At 41.6% G+C, this 19905-nt stretch carries 21 protein-coding genes and 1 pseudogene; 13 read left to right on the top strand and 9 right to left on the bottom strand.

The annotated features are described in order from the left end of the window. Positions 1-65 precede the first annotated feature (65 nt). The 3 genes from AC3D28_RS06645 to sodB all read right to left on the bottom strand — a co-directional run bounded on the left by AC3D28_RS06645 (position 66) and on the right by sodB (position 2182). Positions 66-806: an SDR family oxidoreductase gene (locus AC3D28_RS06645; RefSeq protein WP_488535959.1), complete on the bottom strand. Its 741-nt coding sequence runs from the start codon at positions 804-806 to the stop codon at positions 66-68. Between the two features lie 133 nt (positions 807-939). Continuing rightward, on the bottom strand, positions 940-1443 hold the full coding sequence (locus AC3D28_RS06640; RefSeq protein ID WP_488535958.1) for a VC2046/SO_2500 family protein: 504 nt from the start codon (positions 1441-1443) through the stop codon (positions 940-942). A 154-nt stretch (positions 1444-1597) separates the two neighbouring features. Further along, positions 1598-2182 (bottom strand): superoxide dismutase [Fe], encoded by a 585-nt coding sequence (gene sodB / locus AC3D28_RS06635; RefSeq protein WP_005396533.1) that lies wholly within the window; start codon positions 2180-2182, stop codon positions 1598-1600. Between the two features lie 288 nt (positions 2183-2470). On the opposite strand from sodB, the gene AC3D28_RS06630 reads away from it, so the two are divergent. Beyond that, entirely contained in the window at positions 2471-2806 is a 336-nt protein-coding gene (locus tag AC3D28_RS06630) for a Grx4 family monothiol glutaredoxin (RefSeq protein ID WP_098415166.1), read from the top strand. A gap of 237 nt (positions 2807-3043) precedes the next feature. On the opposite strand, the gene AC3D28_RS06625 is transcribed toward AC3D28_RS06630, so the two are convergent. Then, positions 3044-4066, bottom strand: a complete 1023-nt coding sequence (locus AC3D28_RS06625; RefSeq protein ID WP_488535957.1) for a phage integrase — start codon at positions 4064-4066, stop codon at positions 3044-3046. A 295-nt stretch (positions 4067-4361) separates the two neighbouring features. Between AC3D28_RS06625 and AC3D28_RS06620 the strand changes: the two are divergent. From AC3D28_RS06620 to AC3D28_RS06600, 5 genes and pseudogenes are all read left to right on the top strand, one after another. Continuing rightward, positions 4362-5021 (top strand): annotated as a pseudogene (locus AC3D28_RS06620) (HsdM family class I SAM-dependent methyltransferase); the annotation flags it as partial. A 42-nt stretch (positions 5022-5063) separates the two neighbouring features. Continuing rightward, positions 5064-6059, top strand: a complete 996-nt coding sequence (locus AC3D28_RS06615) for a hypothetical protein (RefSeq protein ID WP_488536067.1) — start codon at positions 5064-5066, stop codon at positions 6057-6059. Further along, the gene (locus AC3D28_RS06610) at positions 6049-8373 is read left to right on the top strand and encodes a sensor histidine kinase (protein ID WP_488535956.1); all 2325 of its coding nucleotides are present in this window, start codon (positions 6049-6051) and stop codon (positions 8371-8373) included. Before AC3D28_RS06615 ends, AC3D28_RS06610 begins: the two co-directional genes overlap by 11 nt. Next, positions 8360-9526: a hypothetical protein gene (locus AC3D28_RS06605; protein ID WP_488535955.1), complete on the top strand. Its 1167-nt coding sequence runs from the start codon at positions 8360-8362 to the stop codon at positions 9524-9526. Before AC3D28_RS06610 ends, AC3D28_RS06605 begins: the two co-directional genes overlap by 14 nt. Further along, entirely contained in the window at positions 9516-10259 is a 744-nt protein-coding gene (locus tag AC3D28_RS06600; RefSeq protein WP_488535954.1) for a hypothetical protein, read from the top strand. Before AC3D28_RS06605 ends, AC3D28_RS06600 begins: the two co-directional genes overlap by 11 nt. A 66-nt stretch (positions 10260-10325) precedes the next feature. Here the strand turns inward: AC3D28_RS06600 and AC3D28_RS06595 are convergent, their stop codons facing one another. Next, positions 10326-12134 carry a DUF4365 domain-containing protein gene (locus AC3D28_RS06595; RefSeq protein ID WP_488535953.1) on the bottom strand — a complete coding sequence of 603 codons (1809 nt, stop codon included), beginning with the start codon at positions 12132-12134 and terminating at the stop codon, positions 10326-10328. After that, positions 12135-12758 (bottom strand): helix-turn-helix domain-containing protein, encoded by a 624-nt coding sequence (locus AC3D28_RS06590; protein WP_488535952.1) that lies wholly within the window; start codon positions 12756-12758, stop codon positions 12135-12137. It lies immediately after the preceding gene. A gap of 92 nt (positions 12759-12850) precedes the next feature. On the opposite strand from AC3D28_RS06590, the gene AC3D28_RS06585 reads away from it, so the two are divergent. From AC3D28_RS06585 to AC3D28_RS06555, 7 genes are all read left to right on the top strand, one after another. Beyond that, positions 12851-13063, top strand: a complete 213-nt coding sequence (locus tag AC3D28_RS06585; protein ID WP_488535951.1) for a hypothetical protein — start codon at positions 12851-12853, stop codon at positions 13061-13063. A 114-nt stretch (positions 13064-13177) separates the two neighbouring features. Then, complete coding sequence (locus tag AC3D28_RS06580) at positions 13178-13717, top strand: phage regulatory CII family protein (RefSeq protein WP_488535950.1); 540 nt, start codon at positions 13178-13180, stop codon at positions 13715-13717. A 28-nt stretch (positions 13718-13745) separates the two neighbouring features. Continuing rightward, positions 13746-13946, top strand: a complete 201-nt coding sequence (locus AC3D28_RS06575; RefSeq protein ID WP_488535949.1) for a hypothetical protein — start codon at positions 13746-13748, stop codon at positions 13944-13946. Further along, positions 13946-14173, top strand: a complete 228-nt coding sequence (locus tag AC3D28_RS06570) for a hypothetical protein (RefSeq protein WP_025517531.1) — start codon at positions 13946-13948, stop codon at positions 14171-14173. Before AC3D28_RS06575 ends, AC3D28_RS06570 begins: the two co-directional genes overlap by 1 nt. After that, positions 14170-14406, top strand: a complete 237-nt coding sequence (locus AC3D28_RS06565; RefSeq protein ID WP_488535948.1) for a hypothetical protein — start codon at positions 14170-14172, stop codon at positions 14404-14406. Before AC3D28_RS06570 ends, AC3D28_RS06565 begins: the two co-directional genes overlap by 4 nt. 5 nt (positions 14407-14411) lie before the next feature. Beyond that, positions 14412-16292: a replication endonuclease gene (locus tag AC3D28_RS06560; RefSeq protein WP_488535947.1), complete on the top strand. Its 1881-nt coding sequence runs from the start codon at positions 14412-14414 to the stop codon at positions 16290-16292. Between the two features lie 125 nt (positions 16293-16417). Next, entirely contained in the window at positions 16418-16636 is a 219-nt protein-coding gene (locus tag AC3D28_RS06555; protein WP_488535946.1) for a hypothetical protein, read from the top strand. Here AC3D28_RS06555 and AC3D28_RS06550 read toward each other — a convergent pair. The 3 genes from AC3D28_RS06550 to AC3D28_RS06540 form a co-directional block, all read right to left on the bottom strand. Continuing rightward, the gene (locus AC3D28_RS06550) at positions 16631-16882 is read right to left on the bottom strand and encodes an Ogr/Delta-like zinc finger protein (protein ID WP_488535945.1); all 252 of its coding nucleotides are present in this window, start codon (positions 16880-16882) and stop codon (positions 16631-16633) included. The two genes, AC3D28_RS06555 and AC3D28_RS06550, sit on opposite strands and share 6 nt — an antisense overlap. A gap of 65 nt (positions 16883-16947) precedes the next feature. After that, on the bottom strand, positions 16948-17988 hold the full coding sequence (locus tag AC3D28_RS06545) for a phage portal protein (RefSeq protein ID WP_488535944.1): 1041 nt from the start codon (positions 17986-17988) through the stop codon (positions 16948-16950). Further along, positions 17985-19766 carry a terminase large subunit domain-containing protein gene (locus AC3D28_RS06540; RefSeq protein WP_488535943.1) on the bottom strand — a complete coding sequence of 594 codons (1782 nt, stop codon included), beginning with the start codon at positions 19764-19766 and terminating at the stop codon, positions 17985-17987. Before AC3D28_RS06540 ends, AC3D28_RS06545 begins: the two co-directional genes overlap by 4 nt. Positions 19767-19905: the final 139 nt, after the last annotated feature.

Below are 19905 nucleotides of genomic sequence, written 5' to 3'. Positions count from 1 at the left end.
CTGGGGCTTTTTTGCTTGGAGTGTTAAATAAGGCTTTAGCAGCAGTAACATAGTTTTTTATACGTTTATACTTCAGTTGTAACCACTCTGCCGTTGAAATATTCATTTGCAATGATGTAGGCGGTATTTCGTACTAATTCGTCTTGAACTTCCGCCCAATGCCTTTCTTTGATGTCGTCACGGATATGACTGAGCGAGGGAATAACGCCGCCAACTCGGATATTAAATGGGGTTAACTCTTTTGCCCAGCTGTAGGTAAAGCCCGACACTAAAGCAGCCATGCTCTCAACGCCAGTCAGATCCTGATGATTATCGTGAGAGATGACGTTGACGATGACCCCCTTCTTATTTCGAGATCGAAAGCGTTCAGCACCTACTTGTCCGTAAGTATAAAGAAAGCGGGCGGCTGAAGATAAATGGTCGATATAGGTGCTCATTGGTTCCGGCGCCATTAAGCCTGGCATGGAAGTGCTTGTCCAACAGTTGACGATGACATCCGGTGTAGCATGCAGTTGGGACTCAATTTGATCGAAGAGTAAGTTTATTGAAGTTGTGTTATCACTGCACACATTCATAGCGTAAACCTTATCTGTGAAGGCACTAATCTGCTCATAGCTAGTTTTTAAAGTGCTGGGGTTTTGATCGCAAAGAATCAATGTTGCTCCAAGGTGAGCAAAGTGACTAGCACAAGTCCTACCTATGACAGAGCCTGCCGATGTGACAAGAATAAGGGATTCTTTAATATCCATAACACCTTCACTATCTCCATGTGTGAAAACTACACCAGTGGTTTGAGCTAACAGCATGGTTGAAATTCGATACGGTCAGTGTGAAAGGCTTCAAACTAACGCTTTAGGGTGGGGACTATTGTGTGGGAATTTGTAAGGGTTCACATTCTGATATGTTGCTTATGTAAACAATGGGTAAAAAAGCCGAGCTTTATGCTTGAGCTTGGATTTGGTACTGACGTTGGGCCGTTACCAGTTGGTTATACAGTCCAGCATCAGAGAACAGAGCCTTATTACGTTCACCTAAATGACGTCGTTCATGACCTGAAAGGTTATGGTAAACATCCTCAGGAAGGTTAAATGTGTCCTCAGGTAGGTAAGTTAACGCATCAGGTCTAAGATAATGGCTTAATTTTGCGGAGGGTAGGCCAGCATGGTGAAATTGTTTAGCTTGTTGTCCTGCAATCTCGTAGCTGCTGCTGTCGGAACGAAGAGCCTGTGGTTGTGATAACTCAAATTGTTGACGCAGCACACTGTCACTGGTTGTGACCTCTTTTATTTCCTCAACAGGTATAACGTCGCGTACATCGTTAGAGAACATCGACAAAATCAGAGAAAAATCCGCACGACGGCCTTCGTGTACCGCATGGTTAATCCCATTACCGAACTGAAGTTCGTTAATTATTGCCGCTTTGTCTAAAGTATGGATTTGCATGATGTTCCTCGCTAGATGCTTTTATAACGGCATGGCATGGAAGAACTTAAGGAGAAAACGACAATTAATGGCAGTATTAATTGGCAGGCAGTAAAAAAGCTCGCCAATTAAGCGAGCTTTTGAATAAGACTAAATTGAACTTAGGGGAAGTGAATTACTTCGCTAGGTTCTCAGCTACGAAATCCCAGTTTACAAGCGCCCAGAAGCCGTTCATGTAATCAGGACGTACGTTGCGGTAATCGATGTAGTACGCGTGTTCCCATAGGTCAACCGTTAGAAGTGGAGTTGTCCCTTCTTCTGTTAGAGGAGTAGCAGCGTTAGAAGTGTTAACGATCTCTAGAGAGCCGTCCGCTTTCTTAACTAGCCAAGTCCATGAAGAACCGAAGTTGTTGATTGCTGAATCAGTAAACTTCGCTTTGAATTCTTCGAAAGAACCGAATGCTGCGTTGATTGCGTCAGCAACGGCGCCAGTTGGCTCGCCGCCCGCGTTTGGAGCAAGACAGTGCCAGTAGAACGTGTGGTTCCAGATTTGCGCTGCGTTGTTGAATACGCCACCAGTAGAGGTCTTGATGATCTCTTCTAGTGTTTTTCCTTCGAATTCAGTACCAGGAATAAGACCGTTTAGCTTAACAACGTAAGTGTTGTGATGCTTACCGTGGTGGTAGTCTAGAGTCTCTGCTGAGATGTGTGGTTCTAGTGCGTCTTTCGCATAAGGAAGTGCTGGTAGTTCAAATGCCATTACTCGATTCTCCATTGATTTGAAAGGATAACCTTTCGATTGCTTCCAGTGTTTTTATTTGTGTATCGTCATTACGACTGACTTGCTGATTATTTTAGCAAGTTTTTACTTTATTAAAACCCCGATATGAAAATATTTTAAGAGGTTAGTGGTTGCTCAATGTTGAATGGTTCACTATCTAGCTAGCGAATTAAAAATTAAACCACACCAATTATATGGTTTTTATTCTGTGGTTATTGAGTAGAATGTGACAGATAAACAAAGTTCAAACCCATGAATGAGGAAGCGATGGAAACTATCGACAAAATCAAACAGCAGATCTCTGAAAACTCAATCCTGTTGTACATGAAAGGATCACCGAAACTGCCAAGCTGTGGTTTCTCTTCTCAAGCTGCACAAGCTCTAGTGACATGTGGTGAGAAGTTCGCTTACGTAGATATTTTACAAAACCCAGATATCCGTGCTGAGTTGCCAAAGTACGCACAATGGCCAACGTTCCCTCAATTATGGATTGAAGGTGAGCTGATTGGTGGCTGTGACATCATTCTAGAAATGTTCCAGAAAGGTGAGCTTCAGCCTCTAGTTAAAGAAGCTGCAGCACGCGCTGAAGGTCAAGCTGAGTAATTCGTAAATACTCACACTTGGCGTTAGAATACGAAGGAGCCACATTGGCTCCTTTTTCTTTTTTAGGTTAGTGGAAATGAACATAAAGCTTTATTATGTTCGGCAGTCTCAATATCACCAGTGAAACCTTGTAATCCCTTGTCTTACCTAGTGTATTCAAAATATCTTGTTCGAATCTTAACGCAGAATAACGCTTAATTACGATGTGTGTCGCCACTTTGTCGCCACTTATGGCGGCTAGATATCTAGTGCTGTTAGAGGGTTAAACCTCACTGCATCACTCAAATGGTTTGGGGAAAAGTGCGCATAAATCATCGTGTGATCGATGTGCTGATGGCCGAGGATTTCCTTCAATACAAGAATGTTGCCGCCATTCGTCATAAAGTGGCTTGCGAAGGTATGGCGTAGAACGTGAGTGGCTTGGCCTTCTGGTAAATGGGGAAGGGCGATCGTGAGCCACTTATACACCACGTTGTAACTACAGGTGAACAGGCGATCATTGGTCGGCTTATATATCTGATGATATAACTCTTCAGAAATAGGTACCGTCCGGTTGCGTTTACCTTTGGTATTACTGTAAGTGATCCGGTACTTCGTCAAGTTAGAACCTTTTAAAAATATTGCTTCCCGTACGCGTGCACCGGTCGCCAAACAAACCTTGTACACCTTAATCAGTTCGTCACCAATTGGGCTTTGTCTCGCTACTTTAAACAAGTGGTGAATTTCTTGCTCGGTTAGGAACGCCAGCTCGGATTGAGGCTTTTTAATTGCCTCGATACCATCAGCCGGATTCGGCAATTTCCACTCACCAAGTTTAATCAGCTTATTGAACATGGCTTTGAGCAAACCGAAATCCACATTATTCGAAGCGATAGACAAATCTTTGTGTTGCTTGCCTCGTCCCTTGTTTGAGCGACTAGCTCTGTACAACGCGAGTTGCTGCGCATTGAGATGTGAAGCAATAGGGTTGTTTAAATCTGAAACCATGCTTTCTAAACGAAGGCGAGTATGGTCACCGGATTTTAGATTTTTACCATGCAACTTAAACCACAATGCAACCAGCTCAGATAAACGGCGATGATCAGGTTTAACACCTAGCCAGGGCTTATCGTCTACTTCTCGCATGGTGAATCGTTCGAAAGCAGCAGCTTCACCTTTAGTAGCGAATCCCTTACGAACGCGCTTACCTACTCGACCGTTTGGGTAGCATTCACAAAGCCAGGGTTTCTTTGAACCGTCTTTTAAGTTGCGGATAGACATGGATAAACTACAATTGACTGTGATTATATACAGTATAAACGTAAGCATACGCTAAACAATGTTTAATATCGCAATTAAAGCACATGCCGCTAGTTTGAGATTTATGATTATATTTGACAGGCTTTTGATAATTACATTGAGTGAGATGTTATGTATCTATATGATTTTTATAGGTATGTATACGTGATGCTCTCGATGGACGTTAGATAAACTTATTCATTTGATGCACGACATAGGTTAATATCCTATATAAGAAATCTTATAAGTTGACCACTTAGATGAGCGAGTACATGAACTAATGCTTAACCCACATTCTTTAACTAAAAAAAGAGAGCTGGGTGCTTACTACACACCACCTGAACTTAGCCAAGTTTTAACGGACTGGGCTATTGTGCGTTCTGACGAGGATATTCTAGAACCTAGTTTTGGGGGCTGTGGGTTCTTTGACAGTAGTATAAAAACACTAAGACGCCTTGGGTGTCCGTCACCAGAGAAACAATTGTATGGTGTGGATATCGACCAACATGCATTTGGCATCTTGAGTGAAAAATTTGGACATATGGTTGAAACTGTAAATCGATTTATTAAGAAAGATTTTATTACAGTTCATCCAACTGACTTCTTAGTTCAACAATTCGATGTTGTATTAGGAAATCCCCCATATGTTTCAATGCACAATATGACAGAGAAACAAAGAGAAACGTGTGAGACGGTTCTACGTGATTCTCCATTTTCTAGCGTAACTATGGGACGCAACGCGAGTCTTTGGGCATTTTTCCTACTGCACTCATTGAGTTTTCTGAAGGAAGGTGGGCGAGTTGCGTGGGTTCTACCAAGTAGCTTGCTACATGCTGACTACGCTAAAAGGTTATTGGAAATCCATCAGCTACATTTTCAGAATGTAAAAGTGTTAAAACTTGCGGAGCGCTTTTTTAAAGAAGAAGGTGCCAAAGAAACATCAGTTATTCTAATTGCAGACAGCTTTAGTACAAAGCCATTGGTAGATACGAATTTTTCAGTAGCCGCAGTAGAGAACGTTGAAGATCTTAAGCGAGCAATTGAAGGCGATTTGCAAACTACAGAAGCGGGAATTGATGGCTATAAGTTAGATCTAGTCAGCAAAGATGCTAAAAACGCTTATTTGCAGCTATTGGAATCCGAGCATTCTAAACCAATTGGCCATTATGCTGATATCAAAATAGGCATGGTAACCGGCGCAAATAAGTACTTTGTTGTTAATCAGGCAACGGTAAATGAACATAACTTGCCAGAGGATGTGCTACAGCCAGTTATTGGGCGTTTTTCATCTCTGACAGGTGTGACGCACGACATCAGAAAACAAAGACGTATTCAGCGAGAAGGGCACAGAGCTTATTTAGTTTGTCCTTCAGAAGAGCAAATGCAAGATCCAAATAATCCTGTTAGTGCTTATTTAAACCAAATTACGTTAGAAGAAAGGAACAAAAATAGAACTTTCGAAAAACGTCCAAACTGGTTTGCGCCGGGGTATGGCATCGATGGGATAGTAGCTGATTGCTTTCTATCTTATATGATTCATTTGGGACCAAGAATGGTAGTCAACAAGGCTAAGGTGAATTGTACTAACTCCATTCATAAAGTTATTTTCCGAGAAAATACGCCAGCAAAAGTAAAGCAGGCATTTGCTTTAACGTTGCTTTCTACTTATTCGCAGTTTTCGGCAGAGGTAGAAGGTAGAGCTTATAGTTCTGGTGTGCTTAAGATTGAACCGTCAGCTGGTAGAAATATAAAGGTATTATTTACTCCTGACTGTGTTGAAGATTTGTTAGGCATTAAAGCTGATGTTGAAAAAGAAATTCAACGTGAAAACCCTATTAAGGTCGCTGAATTAGTAGATGGTGTTCTTATTCAGCATGGATTGATTACAATTAAACAACGTGCTTGCTTATTAGATGGTGTTAATGTTTTAAGAAGAGAGCGTTATAAAGGTGTTAGGAGTTTTAATGACCAATAAATCTCAACTAAGAAAAGAACTTCTTGATTTAATAAGTAATAACGATGATGAGAAATTAGAATATGGAAAAATTCTAGAAGTTGCTGCAGAACTATCAACATATGATGAAGAAAATGCAAGATTTTCTGTTGATGGTAATTTAGTTAAACGCTTAGGGGAACAATTAGTAGCAAAGAAAACAACTGCTTTAAGCGAGCTGATTAAAAACTGCTATGATGCAGAGGCTAGTAAAGTTGAAGTAATATTTGAAAATACTGATCAACCAGGTGGAACCATTACAATTGCAGATAATGGCCATGGTATGACAAGAGAAGCATTAATCAATGGCTTTATGAAGATTAGTACTTCAGACAAAGAAGATAACCCTATTTCTCCAAATTACGAAAGAGCAAGAGCTGGACGAAAGGGCATTGGTAGGTTCGCGGCTCAGAAAATTGGGAACTACCTAACAATAATTACTCGCACGAGTGCAGATGAACCTTACTTAGTCGTAGATTTTGATTGGCAGGAGTACAAGTCAAAATCTAATTTATTGTCTATCGGAAATAAAATAAGAACGAGTGAAGATGATTATGGGTTCGAGAATGGAACTAAATTAATTATTTCAGGAACTAAAGAAGTGTGGAGTGAAACTAACCAGTCCACTGCATTTAAATATATTAGTTCTGTAATAAAAAATACGCCTACTACCTTAGGGTCTGGTTTAGTAGACCCTGGTTTTTCACCAGCTTTCTACGCGAAGTTACCAATATCTGACGAATTATTACCTATAGTTTCTGATGATGTTGAGTTCTTAAATGAAGCCACAGCTTATATTCAAGCCTCTATTACTAATGAAGGATATGTAGAAGTCAAAATTAAAGGATTGAAAGATTTTGAACTAGATGAAAAATATATATTAAAGCAAATAAAATCAGATGTTCTAAAGTCAGCGAAGTTCACTTTTGGCGCGCATTATTTCACAATGGGTATCGGAGCCTCAAAATATCTATTTACTTACTTGAATGCAAATGGAGGTGTAAAACTATACAGGAATGGTTTCTATGTCGCGCCATATGGTAGTAGGTTTGATGACTGGCTAGGTTTAGATGATTCAAGTAGGAGAAGGAGAATATTACCCCCACATGCAAACACCAACTTTGTAGGTGGTATAGATATAACAGATATAAACGGTACTCTGTTTGATGAAACATCTGCACGTGAAGGTTTAATTGAAAATAAGTATTTTGAAGAGTTGCGAAGAACAGCTTACGATATTATAGCAAATACTGTAAGTCGTATAGCATCTGCTCAGGGAAAAAAAGTTACCGCAAGTCAGAAAACTGGTTTCAAGAAGAAAGAGCCGACCATCGAAGAGAAGCTTGAAGAGTCTCGGGAAAAACTCAAAGCGACTGCCGAACAAATTTCTAATAATGTAAAAGAAGATGCACCGACAAGTTTATTTGAAGATGAGAATACTCAGAAAGATACAAATAGCTTTGTAACTCCAGAGTTAAAAGTAGCTCTCGAAGAAGGGTTGGCAGAACAAGAAGTATATATAAAGGAACTTATAGATGAAAAAAACATGTACAGAGTACTTTCATCTTCCGGTCTAGCGATCGGTGAGTTTACACATGAAATACAATTATATCTAAACGCGTTAACCTTGAATGGTAAACAGCTTCGAAGAGCGGTATCTGATAATGAAATTGCATTGAAATCGGCAAGAAAAATAGAGTCTAATATAGAAATGCTTGTATCGTATACAGATTTCTTTACCGATACCATAAGGAATAACTCTCAGAGAGCTAAAGAAGTATTGGAAATACGAGAAGTATCTAAAACTTTTTTCGATGCTATGCAACCAACTTTAAACCGTCGAGCCTATGAACTAATAACGAACTTTGATGGGGATGATTTTTGGACAATTCCTATGCATATTTCAGAGTTGTCTTCAGTTTTTATTAATTTATTCACAAATGCTTGTAAGGCTATTGTCCGAGCCAATCAACCGAAAGGTAAAATAAAAGTTACAGTGAGAACTGCGGATGACGCACATATTCTTCACTTTGAAGATAATGGTGATGGCATACCTAAAGAAAATTGGGGTAAAGTATTTGGTGCTTTATTTACGACAGAGCTTTCAAAAGGCGCATATGTCAAAGATGGACACCAACTAAGAGGAATGGGATTAGGGTTGACTATTACCCAAAGCATAGTTGACGGTTTTGATGGTGATATTTCTGTGATAGAACCATCTGAAGGTTATAGCACCTGCATTCAAGTAATTATTCCTAAAGCAAAAGAAGATGAGATTCCAGATGATGCCTATTAAATATTTATATGTCGATGATGATGAAACTGAGAAGTTGGAAGAATTAATAACCGAACTAGAATTTCATGCAGGCGGCCAGCTAGAAATCACTCATACACAAACTCGGCCAATGAAGGACATTCAAAAAATGTTTTCTGAAGGCGGTTTTGATGGCTTAATGATTGATCAGAAGCTGGACGCTGCTAATGAAAATGGAGTTGTTGCAGGTTACTGGGGAACATCATTAGCGCAAGACTGTAGAACGGAAATGATTGGAAACCAAATGGTAGTAGCTCCCATCGTATTGTTCTCAAATGAAGACGTATATGTAAAATATTTTGATAAAGACCAAAGTGCTCATAATTTATTTGATTTTACAGTTGGGAAAACAAAAGTATCGAAGAGCGAAAGCTATGCACATCAAGCTAGTCATATACTGATTGGGCTAGCCACTTCTTATAAGATAGCTAAAGAGAATGTGATCCCTAAAATAGGTTCAAATGCAAAAATTCAAGAAATACTAGAACCTCTTTTGAACTGGAATGACAGTGTATACAAATATTGCGATAAACGATTTGTAGAGTACGCTGAATCCAAGTTGGAAGATATTCATACGCTCATTTCTTTAATCTTACACAACTTAGTAAGAAGTGCTGGAATGTTAGTTACTGAGTCAATGTTAGCAACACGACTTGGTGTAGATATTAATCGCTCAGAAGGGTGGGAAGAATTTAAAACTCTACTAGAAGATTGTAAATATAAAGGTGTATTTTCGTCTTTAAAAGATCGTTGGTGGTTCTCTTCGATAGAGGATTGGTGGTATGACAATGAAATTAACGACCTGCCATTAAGAGGTTTAACAGCCACTCAACGAGTTGAATCAATCATAGAAGCCACTGGATGTAGTGGTTTAATTCCTCTGGTACCAAAATACACCAATGGAACTCAAAGTGAGAAGTATTGGGTAAATTGTATTGTTTCTGATACTCCGTTAGACATATGTGATGCCATCTTGGTGAGTAAACCTGATCTTATGTCATGGGAACAACCTATTTACTTGGATCCGCAGGTTACTCATGACAGGGAATATGATAGGGATAAATACCCAGTTCACAAAGATTACCAAGATAAAGTGATCCCTCTATATGAAAGGTTGACTATAGATGGCGACTAAAGCAGAAACAATCGAAGGTGTTAGAAAATTAATATCAATTATTGATTCCTCTAGCAGTCAAATTGTTGAAAGCACAGCACCTCTATATCAATTAATTAATGTTCTTGAACGAACAAATTCAAGCCGAGGGCTTCGCTACACTCTTGATAGCTTGAAGTTTGTGAATGTTTCTGAGCAACAGTTTATATGCCGTGATACTTGGAAAGCGGGTTCTTTAGATGTGAGGCTTCATGTAAGCGTTAGTTTAATGCCGAATTTAGATTTTGAGTTTGGAAATGTAAATGAATCGGTCATAGAGATCACTTATGAAGCGATCAATAATTCAGACAAAATTGCTCGAGGAGCGTGGCATTTAGATTGTCATGGACATCATAGTGGTGTGCCTGACTTTATTCATCCGAGTAACCATATTCATCACGGAGGTCGTAAGGTCAAAGACAATACGCAAGATTACGGCGAATTAGTGTTATTGGATGCTCCAAGGCTAATGCATCCACCTTTGGATATATTTCTTGCCTTTGATTTTCTTCTGACTAACTTTATTGAACGTAGAATATGGCAAAGTTTTCGGGAAGACACTCGATATAAGGAACTAATCAAGTTAGCTCAGGTGAAATGGTGGCAAAAATACTATCAGCAAATTGCCGATTATTGGAATCACCAAACTAGCGGGAAAGGTGATGTTGAAAAGCGACAAACAGCGCAACTGGCTATCCCTTATTTATACATTTAGTTATCATGGGGAGGTTAGTGATTCCAAATCTCCCGACCCCTACTCGGGGACTTCAAACGTTGTTTGTCATTTCCAAGGTGAATTCCCTTCAAAGTAAATCTCTCCGTTAGTTGTTAGGTATTCTTGAGGGGCCAACACAACACAATCGATCTTTATCAGATAGTCATATACAGATTCCGTAATCCTATTCTCATTTCTCATAAGAATCTCTTCGGTTGAAACATCGAATCTAGGTTTTAAACAAATGCATAACTCTAAGACATCTGAGTTTAGTTCTGATTCTTGTAAAAACACTTCAACATGCATTGAATCTATTAGGTTGTTTCGAACTAGTTCAGTTATGCCCGATGTACTATCTTTGTCAGATAATAAACTACAGTTATTAAAGTAAAAGTGGATAAGCAATTGTCTATCCGCCTGAAGAAGTGGAAGCCCCACATCATGGTCAGTTGGCATGCACAGTAAAGGTTGTGTTGACTCATTTTGGTTTAGGTGGAAGCTTGACATGATTGATTCTTCGATAGCTTGTTCGCCAGGCTTTCCGATTAAAGGGCCTGTATATGATGAGAGTTGTTCCTTTACACTTGCTACGTCATATTCAGCCCAGCTTGTCGGTAAGAACATACCACCACTTTCTGGGTTAAAGAGAGGATTACAAATAATGCCACTCATCAAATTGTCATCCTTCTCTAAGATATTGAACACCAAATTCAACTCTTTTAGCATGATTTTAATTGAAGGAATTTCACTCTCTAAACACTGCCATGGAGTAAAGCTTTTCTCGACCTGTGCCCTAAAGTTCTTACTATGTTGAGAAACTAAATATGGTGGGTTGCACAGTGCATATGTTTGTATCGCCGACTTTTTAGATGGCGATATAGAAAAATAGCCTTGAACGCTTCTGGATCTTCTTGCTACTTGGCGACAAAAGTTACTGGGTATGGAAAATGCGAAATCATAGTCATCATAGGCTTTCCCGTGAAAAAGGCTGTAACATGACCAGCCAGTGAGTGTCTTACTCCAAATGTTATGGTCAACAAAATCATCAGCATTAGCGTCAGTTAGCAATACTGGGGAAATGATGAAAGATACCCATTGTTCGGGTTCATGAGATATTCTTGACGACTCAATTAGTTGCTCCAACTCATTAAAAAAGCAATCTAAGCTTTGAGTGCTGGATTTTACTTTACAAACCTCAATCGAGTCTGGGTGTAGTGATGAAATAGCGCTAAACCAACCGGGTAAATCCTGAAATAACCTTTGGCCAAAAGGGATTACGGACATGTTTTCAGGGGGGGATAGTTCGGTAATTCCATTTATTCCAGCCGTTTTTAAAGCTCTATACTCTGGCATTAAAACAGGAATTACATCGCATCTAAACTCAGGCTGATTTAACATTAACATTTTTGAATAAAAAGCAGCAATGGAAGATTCTAGCCCAGCTTTGCTGTCTTTGAGTATATTGGGTTGAACCCTAAGAGAAACGGTTTCTCCTTTTAATTGTAATGATTTAGTTCTTACCGCTTGTGTTACATCAGACCAATAGAGTTGATCGTTATTATTGTCATATACAATAAAAATAACAGGGAAAAAACTTTGAGCCCACGATAGACAGGTAGACGATTTTATTGGGACACTAAACTCTCCCGAGCTTAATTGGGCCACTTGCCCCTTTTCTGAGTAAAAAGATTTTACTTGTGCCCGGAAATAGAGAGGGGTCTTTTTCTTGTTCGTAAATATGCTACAGGATAAGTCTTCGCCATAGTCAGAGGAGATTTTTTCAGAGGTCCATCCCCACTTAGTAAATTGTAAAGCTGCGCTTTGTTCACCAACTTCCCCCGCTACATGATTGTCATTTCTTTCCGGTGTATCCAACTACTTCTTCTCCATCACCAATGCAACTCTACCTACAACCCTTACTTCATCTTCCTCAACCGTTAAAGTTGAGCCATTAAAGCTGATCGCTAGCTTCTTACCCGGCAGGCGTTGGATTTCATTTAGGGAGAATAGGCCATCCATATCTACTAGATATGTGCCACTTACTGCTTGATGAACTTCTTTATCGATAATGTATGTTGAGCCATCTTGCTCGATACCCATCACATTTAGTACGCCAAGCTTATCTAAATATGCTTTGTCAAAAGGTAGAGACTCGTTACCTTGCAGTTTACCGTTCACTAAATTGAATATATCGATATCGAATAAGGCTCTTGATTCATTCTTCTTAGTTACGTGATCTTGAGAGTTTTGCTCTGGAAACGGTTCACCTTCATCTAAGAGTAACCACTTTAAAGAAACCCCTTCACTCAAATGAATGCGTACAGCTAATTCAAATGGCGTCATGTTTCGAGTGTGCCAAGTCGAAATTGTGCCTTTATTTACACCCAGAACGTCAGTTAGCTGGTTGTAACGCTCCAAATTCATTACTTTGACGACTTTTGATGTAAAGTCGCGACCACCAATATATTCATATGGTTCTATTTTCTTCTTGACAGTCATTCAAATGATCACTTAATATTCAAATTAATGACTAGCGAGCTGCAACTCACTAGACCGTTACACAACATTCAATAACCTAACAGGATATCACTATGCTCTCATATCAAGTAGTCCTAAATACCCCTTTCATGACGTATGACCAATATTCCCAGTTCTCTGGTATGCCTAAGCGGACCATCATGGATTGGGTCTCAGATGGTCGCTTACCCATTAAAACTAAAGCAAAAGGTAAAGAAACACCGCTAATCAACATGGTGGCGTTACTTGAAATTGCTACACGTGAAGCAATGGAAAACTTGGGGTAGGTGATCATGCGCTTATCTTCCTTAATTCCAACCAAAGAGCATTGCCCTTGGTGGCTAAATACCCTTGGTTGGGCTTGCGTTTTCGTACCGTTTTTCTTCAATTGAGTATTCGCTATGAACGAAATTGATTCAATGTGCGAATTCCGTGGCTCTAAACAAAAGGCATTTAACGAAGCGTGTTGTGCATTTGCGAACTCGGAGAACATGACCAAGTTAGCAAAAGCCGTAGGAATGAATGCCACCATGCTGCGCAATAAGCTCAACCCAGAGCAGCCGCACATTCTAACCAACGTAGAACTTGTGTTGATAACCAAAGCGAGTGGCAACTACACCATTCTTAATAGTCTTTTGCTTGGCCTCGGTGTGGTGACGGCTCATATCCCAAGTGATGCGAATCAAGAAACCTTTATCAAGCGGGCGCTAGAAAACGCGGTGCACTCTGGCGACCTATCTCGCATGGCGCTGGAACACGGAGGACGCAGCCGTATTAGCCGTTCACACAAGCAAACCATCATCGACAAGGCGCATTGCAGTATCAGCAATCTAGTCGCGCTGATCTCTGATCTTGAAAGTCGCACAACGGGCATCACGCCATTACTAAGTATGAGCGTGGACTTCATCGCCAGTGGTGCACCGATTCCTGGATTGAGTTAACTCCAGAGAATAGTAAGGACATTTCCACATGATAACGATCGAACTGAACACCCTAGAAGAAGCTTTACACTTACAGAACGTTGCTGCGCTGAATATCAGCAAGTACCAACAGAACTCAGTCGAAGGGCAAGAGTGCCAGCAAAACTCAAATATTCGTCTTTGGCAAGATATTCGGCGACAAGCGGGTTTAGAAATGAAAGCCATCTCAGAGCGAGTGGAGCGTGCCTAATGCAATACGTAGCCATTCGATTATTTGGTGATGGTGCGATGAAGCGCCACAAACACACTCAAGAGCCAGAAACAACGGCGCTTGGAGATTTCGATTCGTTAGACGATGCCGTTAATCAAGCTTGCGAGCTACTTAACTGTAACCACGTTCGCCACGGAGTTTTAAGCGAAGGTGAAGGGCTAGGCGGATTTATTGTTGTAGATGCACAGGAGTTTACTGAGATATGAGCATTCAAACTTTTACTGAACCTTGCCATTTACCTTGTCCGGATTTGCCGCATTACTCTTTGACAAAGGAAGACAAAGAGCGTGGCCTTATTTGGTTAGAGAAGGTACGAGCTGAGCTTGAAGCAAAACGAACAATAACAGAAACAGAGCGCGAGCGACGCAAAAGAGTGTGGCGCACGAAATTAAAGCAAAAGTCTTTGCGTTTACCTAATCGTGTGATGGCACGTTCTTAACTTTCATGCAGAAGAAAAACATTAATCTAAACAATCCACTGAATCGACTCCCAAGCAATCTGCATCGGGAGTTGATTTCCTATCTGGATAATCAAAAAGGCACTTCCCAACTTTCTTTCGTGAATGGCGTATGGGTTCATGATGGAGAGCTAACACCTCGCGAACGAGTGTTTGAGTTTGCGTCTATGACCGCTAACAAGCTCAAGTTACCTTTCGATATCCGTAACTATATTGATAAAGCAGCCTCGAGCCGATTAAAAAAGTATGGCTTTAAGCGTGCAATTGAGTTTATTGAAAAGCGCAGTAGTGCGGTTGCATCTGCGTTTTCCGTGTTACCTGAAGCTTGGTGGAAAGTTGATAACGAAATCAAAAGAGCGAAATTGGCTGTTGAAATGGCCGGGCGCTGCGGAAACCGAGTCAGGCTCGCGTCAGAACATGGGCTCTCACCAATTGAGACAATCTCATTTATTAATCAATTCACTGGTGCTTCTCTATGGCTACCTCATTTCGCTCATGTTGAGGATACCAACCAAGCATATTCCATGATTGTCAGGCTAATGGATGAAGCGTTTTGGCGCAGAGCTATTGGCCGTATTGTTGTTGCGGTATTTGAGAATGCCCGTCGTGCTGCTGGTATGGTTTCCCCGCATAGCTCACCTTATGCGTCTAACTCTGCGTGTGAATGGTTAACTATTCGTCAAGATCGTCAACGAGAATGGATTGAGTTGATGGCGATAGAATCCGAAAACGGGGACGTAGTTGACCTAAAAACAGTTATTGATTCGTCTCAAAGCAATCCCGCAAATCGTAGACATGAGCTAATGACGCGTATTGCTGGTTGTCAGGAATATGCTGAGAGCAATGATCATGTCGCAATTTTTGTCACGATGACCTCACCGAGCCGATTTCACAGGCTCAAACAACACGGTAAATATTGGATAGAAAACCCGAAGTTTGATGGTGCTAACCCGAAAGACGCACATGCTTGGCTGAGCCATGGCTGGAACTTGTTCAGAGCCTGGGCCGATTACCGAGGGTTGGTGTATTACGGTATGAGAGTAGTCGAGCCTCACCAAGACGGTACACCTCACTGGCATGGCGTATTTTTCATGCCGTTAGAACACGTAAAGGCGTTCATCGCAGGGCTTGAAGCGTATCAGTTCAGAGAGTCCCAAGACCTATATTTTGATGACGGCACACCAAGAACCAAAGCAATGAAAGCGCGCTTTGATGCAAAGCTGATCGATAAATCTGCCGGAGGTGCCGTTGCTTATCTTGCTAAGTATATTTCGAAAAACGTTGATGGTTATGCTCTTGAAGGCGAAGTTGACCGAGACAATAAAAGAGCCAAGCTTCAAGAAACCGTAAAGAACGTCACCGCTTGGTCACGTACATTCTGCTTTCGTCAGTTCCAATTTCAGAAAACGCCGCCAGTGACCATTTGGCGAGAGCTTCGTCGTATCGATGAAGAGCAAGAATACTGCTTGTTTGAAAAGGCCAGAAGAGCGGCCGACTGTGGTTTCTTTTCGGCTTACATGGATTATATGGGCGGCCATAGGCTTAGATCGTCTGAGCGTCCAATCCGCTTAGTTACAAAAGAACGCGAAAACAAATACGGTGAAATTGTGACTGTTACTGATGGGGTGGAAGGTTCAGGTTTACTTGTTTATACACGAGAAACGGAATGGAAACTCATTAAGAAAGACTCCGACTTGTCGGAGGCTTCTGAAGGGAGCGGGAGCGACCGCCCTTGGTCCAGTGGCAATAACTGTAGAATTCCACCTAAAAGCCAAAAAATACTCGATAAGTACTTCCTTGAAATGGAGTTAGATAGGTCTGAACCAGCCTGGGAGAGCTTCATGAAAGGGGAAGGAATATTAACGTAGACTAAAGTTCGGTAAATGGACTTTACCTCATCAACTTTCGATACAGTGACACCGACAGCAAAATACTGGTAGAAGACTGTATGAATATACAGTATATTGTCTGCGTTGTTGTTAAGGGTATTGATATGTCTGATAAAAACCAATTATTCCAGCAAGCTCTGGAGCTCATCATCGATGGAGTAGCGTTAAGCACTGAAGCCGAAAGTCGTGCGCAGGTCGGTGCGTATTTGATGGGATTAGTGGTCGCAGACAATCAAGGTAAACTCGATAGCGACAAAGTAGAAGCCATTCAGATGATCATCCAAATGGCTGATGAAGTGGATAGTCCAGAGTTCAAGTTATAGCATTGAAAGCTGCTGCTTCAGCTCTTTTCTTTGAGCTGGTGCTAGAGCTTTAACCAAGTTAAATGCCATCTGTGAAGTTGTTTTCGCAGAAGGGCTTAGCGTGTGGCTGTACGACAAATTCATCACAAATGTGTGCCCACACTCTGCCTCACTACAAGCACAATACAAGTCGGCATAACCTGAAGATATACGATTAGATTTTTGGATACGGCTTTTACAACCACACTCTGGACACAACACTCTCATAGTAAAACCTAGCTTATTGACTGACCATGTAATGATACGTTAAAGGGCTGTGTTTTTGTACAGTTTTACGTGCTTGTTTCCGTATCAGTGTCAGTATCAAATTTTAAATATAAGTGTTTCATGTTTTTGATTTCATAGTCGTTGTTTACCTCATCCATAATCAATTTACAGACAGGAATGGTCTCGTCTTTCGCATACTCTTTACCCACTTTTTCTGGGTCACCAAAGCTTGAACCAGGTTGGGGCATCATGCCGCCTTTACCTGCAGGGAACCGATGTCCTACAAGAATGTCTTGAGCGGTAATGTTCTTGATGCGTTCAAATTCGTCTTTTGTCGCAATGTCACCTACAGGTATCAACTGGATGCCTTTTTCATGCCCACCGGGAATATTGACAAACATACTGCGGAAATTGCCCACGCCTTTTGAGCTCGCGATTTTATCTTTCAGCATCTTCTCGTCATCATCACTTAAGTTTGGGTCTGTAGCGTAAAAAATAAAACCCATGTGCGCGCCGTTCTTGTAGTAGCGGCGACGAAACAAGGTCGCGTCTCTGTTGAGTAAACTGCTTTGCAAGCTGCCCAAATAATCTGGTAAGCCATAGATTTGCTGTTGCAAATCATCTTGAGGCAAGAAAATAACGTCTTTCTGTTTGTAGACACGTTGTTTATTGTCGCGTCCAAGTATGACGAAGTCGCCGTTCTTTCGGCGGCGCAAGTGCATAGAAGGCAACGGGTGAAGTCTTATTGGGAGGCCAAATCCATTTCTTATTTTCAAGAAAGCGGCATCACCAAAGGTAAAGTAATTATTACCAAAAAACTGCACTTGTCGGTGTGTTAGTCCTCCGCCCCCGAGAAATCGAGCAGCGACATAGTTAGCCCGAGCTCGAAGCAGTGAACAGTGGTAAGCATTCGCGCGTGAGGTCTCTGATAAGCCTTGGCGCGAAATGGGCGGCTCCCAGTAGTTGTCGAAATCGTTGTAAAACAAATCTGAGTAAGACGTCATCCAGCTATTGGCGTCGATGGCCTCTGGTGCAGAGTCGATGTGATAGACCGACTCGGATGCTTGTTCTTCTTGTTTGACTAGAGTTTCTGTTTGTTCGGTCATGCTGCAGTGGCCCACGTTGATTTTGTTGGATTGGAATGATCTAGCGGTTCGTTAATGATGGCGTGAGAAATAGCCCAGAATGCATCGGCGTGGCCTGTCGTTTGGCTGCGCTCTGCTTTGAATGTCATGGCGTTACCACTGGCGGTTGGTACTCGCTTAATCGCCATAAACGCCATCGCAATGTCTTTGTGTTCAGCATCAAATTGAAGTCGTTTGGCTTCTACGATGTCGATCATCTTCATCACTAGACGGTTTTTGTTTTCGTTGCTGTAATGGATGGCGTGAGCTTCACGTGGGTATTTCTTCGATATTAAGTCCCAAACGCCGCCACCAATGCCGGTGGTATCGACGCCGATGTAAGTGACTTTGTAACGCTGAAACACTTTATCTATTTCTGAAACGTGGTACTGGAAGTTAAGCCCTTTCCAGTAGTGTTTTTCTAATACACGGAACCGTTCACCCGCGACGGCAGGTGGCGCGACAACCACCAAACAGGCATTGTCTCGGGTTCGGCTTGGGTCGTAACCTAGCCACACTTCTCGATGAGCAAAAGGTTGTTTGTTCTTTGGTTTAAAGTCTTGCCAGTGGGCCGCGTCCACCATGCTTTTTTCAAGGTCAGAGAACTTGAAGACAGAAAGCGAGCCATCAACAAACACACACATAAATAGGTTGTTGAAGTCATCTTCGCTGTATTCTTCGCGCAGTTCGTCAATGTCGAATAGATCGCAACCCCCCTTCGCAGCGTCTTCAATGGTGACAACATAACGCCACTGTTTATCATCACAGAGTCGACCACCGTCGCGATATTCTGCAAAGGTTGGGAATTCAATTTTCTCCCGAGACTCTTTGCCCTTGCGCCATGAGTCGCCCGTCCAAAAAGGGTAAGCCTGATGCATTTTGGAAGACGGGGTAGAAAAGTAGGTTTTACGCCACTTTTTATGTGTAGCCATTGCTGAGGCAAGTTTGTTCAGCTCATCAAACTTAGGTATCCAGAAATATTCATCGACATAAACATGGCCGTGGTAACTCTGGGCGGTTTTACTGTTGGTTGATAAAAAGCGCAGTTCGGCACCGTTAGAAAGAATGATTGGGTTGCCGGTTAATTCGATACCCAAGAATTCTTTACCAATCGCAATAATGTAGCTACGGAAAACCTCGGCTTGAGCGCGAGAAGCTGAAAGGAATATTTGGTTATCGCCCGTTAGGATGGCATCTTCTAACGCTTCGCCACTGAAATAGTAAGTCGCGCCAATCTGGCGTGATTTTAGGATGTTGCGAATACGCTGTTTGATGTTGTTACGCATGACATGCTGATATTCGAATAGTGACTCATGCCAACCGACAAAGTCATCTTCACAAAGGTGCTCAATGCTGTTTTTGCCTTTACCTTTTTTCTTACTGCTGCCATGACCCCCACGACTTTGATTGGATGATTCGGCGCGGTTCTCCTTCGAGCTGCCTTGCGAGAGCATGCGTTCCGCTTTGGCTTTTGCATCAGCATGAGCTTTTAGCAACTTAACGTGATGGTCTATAAGCTTATCCATCTCTTTCAGCTGCTGATCGCTTTTCTCATCTTTATCAATTAACACGGCCAAGCGGCGGTTAACCATTTCCTCAACGGACAGTTCGTTCAACAACAAAGCCCAGCCGAATTTCTCCGCCCAGGTATAAATAATACGGTCGCTATTAAGGTTAAGTTGCGCCGCAATTTCCTTTGGAGGTACCCCGCGTAAATAAAGCTTTTTCGCGGCCTCTTTGATTTCATCTGAATATGCCATAAGCGCATCATACGCTCCGAAAACTCGCAAATGACTAAGTAAAATTCGGATGAATTCGGATATGGGCTGTATCCGAATTTCTAGGAATTGAAGTGGCTGAAAGCAGTCAGTCAAAGGCGTATTGTTTGCCGTGACCAAG

It is taken from the genome of Vibrio sp. TAP-3B, assembly GCF_057784735.1.
Note: the sequence above shows the minus strand (reverse complement) of the source record. Positions and strands in the feature narration are given on the sequence as shown.